Genomic DNA, 4,967 nt, shown 5'->3' with positions numbered 1-4,967 from the left:
ATCCTGAGAAGAGAAAAGTATTGGGCTATAAAATTGGCGATACAATGACAGCCGAGCTAGCCACAAGTGCCTTGCAGATGGCGTTAGATAAGCATCGAAAGCCACTCATTATTCATTCAGATATGGGATCACAATACACGAGTGCTGAGTTTAATACTAAATGCCAAAATTATGGCTTGAAACATTCATATTCACTCAAAGGCCATCCGTACGATAATGGCCGTATGGAAGCGTTTCATTCAATATTGAAGCGTGAAGAGGTGTATCTGAAGGCATACCAAACATTAACTGAAGTCCAAGCAGCCATTGGTTGGTATATCAATTTTTATAATCGCAATCGTATCTCAAATGTTGCCTAATTAACTGAATAAAAATAGTCCAATTTATTGACTTCTGAGCAATGTTAATAGGCTCCATTCTTTTCACTTGGAAAAATAAGTAAGATGGTCTTTACCATTATGATTATATTCAGCCACCAAGTACGATGTTGTATATACTCTAAATCTAGATCAATCATTTTTTCAAAGGAAAGATTACTTCTGCCACTAACTTGCCAAAGTCCAGTAATACCAGGCTTAACTGTGAGTCTACGCTGTGATCTCTCATCATAGGATTCCACTTCCTTTATGAGTGCCGGACGTGGCCCGACCAATGACATTTCTCCTCTCAAAACATTCCAAAATTGCGGTAGTTCATCCAAAGAGTGTTTTCTAATAAATTTTCCAATATTGGTAGTCCTGGGATCTTCGTGCATTTTGAACATACCTTCAACATCACTATGCTCAATTAGTCTACTCCACAAGTCTTCTGATCCTTCAACCATACTTCTTAATTTGAACATTATAAAGTAGGAACCATTTTTTCCTACCCTACGTTGTCGAAAAATAACTGAACCACCATCTTCTCTCTTAATTAGAAACGCAATAATTAAAATTGGTATGATCGACAAAATAATACCAAGGACAGCACCAAATATGTCCAAAATCCTAATTGATATGTCTTGAATCCATCTCTTCATTTTTCTCAATCTCCCAATCAAACCTACTTAGACTTGGTATCTCCATAAGCATAGCTGTACCCATAACCATAGCCGTATCCAGAACCCCCTTTCTTTCTACGACTTTGATCATTATAAATAAATCCTAATACAGGTGCTTCAGCAATTTTTAAAATTTCGTTTGTTCGTTGCAAGGCGCCTTTATTGGTTTTGCCGCCATTAATTACGATAGCTACACCATCGGCTTTAGACATAAGAACTTGCGCATCTGTTACCATCAAGAATGGTGGTACATCAAAGATAATCAAATCATACTGTGACTTGAGCTGAGTCACTAATTCGGTCATTCTGCCCGAACCCAATAATTCAGCTGGGTTGGGTGGAATTGGTCCTGATGGTACCACATCCAAATTATCCATAGCGGTACGATGAACAACATCACTGATTTCTTTATGATTATCGCCTAAGTAATTCGTTAAGCCAGCCGAATTACGATTTAAACCAAAACTAACTGCCACAGTTGGACGGCGCAAATCAGCGTCAACTAACAACACTTTTTTCCCTTGCTGTGCATAGACAATCGCTAAATTGGAAGTTACTGTGGACTTGCCTTCAGATGGCAGTGCCGAAGAAATTAATAATGTTTTAATCTCGCCTCTAGATACTGAAGCAAACTCAATATTAGTTCGCAAAGTACGAAATTGTTCTGATACAGGATTCTTTGGTTCAGCCGCTGTAATTAATCTAGCACCCTTAGTCATTGTTTCGACAGACAAACCATCTTTGTCGACACTTGATCGTTTCTTAAAAAAACTCATAATTATCTCCTCCACTTTACTCCCGATCTAAACGGCTCAAACGTGATCGTTGTGTCCCATTACTCTGGTTTACCTTAACCGCAGAACTACTTGAAGGTGCCATACTGAAGTTTTTGATTGGCTTAACATGACCGATAACACCTAAGTTAGTCATACCAAATAATTGTGAGACTTCATCTGGAGACTTAATCGTCGTGTCTGCCAATTCTTTAATCAGCATATAAAGGAAAGTTAATCCACCAACAACTACGAGTCCAGCCCATGTGAACAACTTAGTATTTGGTGAGACTGGCTTCTTGTTGGCTTTAGCTGAATCTATAATTGACACGTTATTAATTTTCATAAAGCCACCGATTTTGTCTTTAAAGACATCAGCCACTTCATTAGCTACGTCTGCGGCTAGTTTTGGATCTTTAGATTTTACATTAATCGAGAAAACTTGTGAATTTTGTTGGCTGCTAATCGTGACCATGCTTTTCAATTCATCAACCGAAAGATAGTACTTTTTCTTGTTAGAAGGTTTAGTGATTTCTTTTTGGGCTGGTGTGACTAAGCGTCGTGTCCCATCTGCAAGTGTGTCATAGACAGCATCTTTAGCCTTTTGGACAACAATTGGTGCTGGATTTTCTAATTCATCAGAAACAGTTCCTAACACATTGCTTGAAATAATTAAATTCTTATATGTATTGATCAGCTGGACATCCGCCTGTTGATCAGACAAGTTAGCTGTGGCAGTACTTGTATCATCAGCTGATCGGTTAACTAGCATACTAGTTGATGCACTATATGTTGGCGCAATAACAAATTTAGCCACACCATAGCCAGCACATGCGCCAATAATAGCCATAAAAATAAGTGCAAAAAAATGCTTTTGAATGATATGCCACAATTGGCGCAGTTCAAGAACGTTATTCATGGTTCTTCAATCTCTCTCTTCTCTAAAATTTACTAAAAAACTTTCTTTTCACAATTGGTTCTGGTAAAAGCGTTGTGACATCATTACCATCTAAAATAGCTTCAGCATTGCTCTCCAACAATTGCTGATACTCTTTACCTAACTGTTTTTCAACTTTAACCATTGCTTCAGCTAATTCATAACTACGGTTAGGCAAATCATGGGCGTCAGACACAAAAACATGCGCTAGATTATGACTAAGAATTTGCTCAGCAAATTTCTCAACTTTTTTACCAAATGTTCCCACATAAGAACTAGCGGTTACCTGAGCCAAAGTACCCGCTTCGATTAAGTCAAATAGAATGCTTGGCGTTGACATAATTTTGGTATTTCTTTCTGGATGAGCAATTTCGACCGTAATGCCACGTTGCATGATTTGAAAAATCATATCTGTGCTGTAAGTAGGCACATCATCATCAGGAAACTCTAACAATAAGTAGCGGTTAGTCTCATCAGCGAACAGAATGTCATCATTATCCAGAGCTTGAAGTAAGTCACCATTTATCCTGACTTCTTGTGAGGGAAAAACTTGCAATGGAATATTATTATTATCTAAGTGACTTTGAAATTCTTCAGTTAACCGAATAACGTCTGGTTTATGATTCACATAGTGCCCATTCATATGATGAGGCGTCATCAATGCAGCTCTAATACCGTTATCAACCGCCTCTTTAGCCATACGGATAGAGGCTCTATATGATTTTGAGCCGTCGTCAATATTTGGTAATAAATGGCTATGCAAGTCTACAATCATTAAACAATCCTCTTTACTCGTCTATATAAGAATACAACTTTTTCTTTTAATATACTTTATTTCAAATTAATGTAAACAAACAGTAATTTTCGTTACTTAATAAAAATAAATTGTAACTAATGATATAAAGATAATTTATCAACGACACTCAATTAACAAACTGCTTCGAGTATGATACAAAAATGTTTATTCAATTATTGTGCAATTAAATGTTAAGTATTTTGCGCTTTTTTAATGGCATGATATACTTGTATTTAGGTAATGCAAGTTAATTATGCAATTTAATCGAGGCGAAAATGACAATTTATGGATATGCTAGAGTGTCTACTGCTGGGCAATCGTTAAATGAACAAAAAGAGACTCTGAAAAATTCAGGGGCTGAAATTATTTTAAGTGAAAAATATTCGGGTACAACTACATCACGACCACAATTTAAAAAACTCGTCAATCTGATTGAACCAAATGACACATTGATTGTTACAAAATTAGATCGCTTTGCTCGGAACACACGTGAAGCACTGAATTTAATTGATGATTTGCTAAAAGAAAAAATAATGATTAAGGTTCTAAATTTGGGAACGATTGACAATACCCCAATGGGTCGTATGATCGTCAGAACTCTATTATCGGTCGCGGAAATGGAACGTGATATGATTATTGAACGCACACAAGCTGGAAAGATATTTGCAAAGCAACATAATCCTAATTATAAAGAGGGCAGACCAAAAAGAAAAAAAGATAGCCGAAATACTGCTATTTTTGAATACTCCCAAACGCATACAGTAAAAGATACAGCTGAAGCTTTCAATATTTCTCCCAGAACCGTTCAGTACATCAAAAATCTGTTTATTTAAGGCATGTTATATCAACTAGTGTTGGTCTAATTTACTAAAAATAATAAGGAGTACAATGTGACATTCAAAAATATGTTTTGAAACATTCATATTCACTCAAAGGACATCGTACGATTCTCACTGTATTGCAGCGTGAAGAGTCTTTCAGCAACATGTGGTGTTCGGATTATTTTTTCAATCTACCAAGTTTACAAAACCTTAACTTAAGTCCGAGCAATCATTGGCTGGTATATTAATTATTATGACCGAGATTGTATCTCAAATGTGGCCTAATTAAATGAATAACAATAGTAAAATTTATTGACTGCTGAGCAAATGACTGGGCAACAGGAAAATGGGTCTTGAGTGTTACTTGCAATGTTCAGATAGCAAAAGGTAACAATTGATGATTTAAATTGAGTTTAGTATCAGTTTACTTTGATAATAAAACTTACTAACATTAAAGGTGAAGATTAATCTCGACGGAGATAGTCTTCACCTATTTTTGATTTATTCTAAAATAGGTTGTGAAGCATAGGTCGCGGAGTTTTTTGGCACTGGATGTCGTGAATAAAAGTGGCCGTTTCACTGGCGTTACCACACAATTTGT

General features: G+C 36.3%; 6 protein-coding genes. 2 read left to right on the top strand and 4 right to left on the bottom strand.

The annotated features are described in order from the left end of the window. Positions 1 to 359: DDE-type integrase/transposase/recombinase (locus BMG01_RS10035; RefSeq protein ID WP_143472297.1), on the top strand; the 359-nt coding region annotated here is incomplete at its 5' end. Between the two features lie 44 nt (positions 360 to 403). Here the strand turns inward: BMG01_RS10035 and BMG01_RS10030 are convergent. Genes BMG01_RS10030 through BMG01_RS10015 form a run of 4 tightly spaced genes read right to left on the bottom strand, consistent with a single transcriptional unit; the run spans position 404 to position 3,524 of the window. Then, positions 404 to 1,018 carry a sugar transferase gene (locus BMG01_RS10030; protein ID WP_080539953.1) on the bottom strand — a complete coding sequence of 205 codons (615 nt, stop codon included), beginning with the start codon at positions 1,016 to 1,018 and terminating at the stop codon, positions 404 to 406. A 23-nt stretch (positions 1,019 to 1,041) separates the two neighbouring features. Beyond that, positions 1,042 to 1,815 carry a CpsD/CapB family tyrosine-protein kinase gene (locus tag BMG01_RS10025; RefSeq protein WP_080539952.1) on the bottom strand — a complete coding sequence of 258 codons (774 nt, stop codon included), beginning with the start codon at positions 1,813 to 1,815 and terminating at the stop codon, positions 1,042 to 1,044. Positions 1,816 to 1,831: 16 nt separating this feature from the next. After that, positions 1,832 to 2,731, bottom strand: coding sequence for a YveK family protein (locus tag BMG01_RS10020; RefSeq protein WP_080539951.1), 900 nt, complete (start codon positions 2,729 to 2,731; stop codon positions 1,832 to 1,834). Positions 2,732 to 2,753: 22 nt separating this feature from the next. Beyond that, positions 2,754 to 3,524 carry a tyrosine-protein phosphatase gene (locus BMG01_RS10015; protein WP_080539950.1) on the bottom strand — a complete coding sequence of 257 codons (771 nt, stop codon included), beginning with the start codon at positions 3,522 to 3,524 and terminating at the stop codon, positions 2,754 to 2,756. A gap of 296 nt (positions 3,525 to 3,820) precedes the next feature. Between BMG01_RS10015 and BMG01_RS10010 the strand changes: the two genes are divergently transcribed. After that, positions 3,821 to 4,378, top strand: a complete 558-nt coding sequence (locus BMG01_RS10010) for a recombinase family protein (protein WP_080539949.1) — start codon at positions 3,821 to 3,823, stop codon at positions 4,376 to 4,378. The last annotated feature ends 589 nt before the right edge of the window (positions 4,379 to 4,967 follow it).

This window comes from Leuconostoc sp. BM2, from assembly GCF_002095565.1.
In the GTDB taxonomy this organism is placed as follows: Bacteria; Bacillota; Bacilli; order Lactobacillales; family Lactobacillaceae; genus Leuconostoc; species Leuconostoc falkenbergense.
This window is presented reverse-complemented; position numbering and strand designations above follow the sequence as displayed.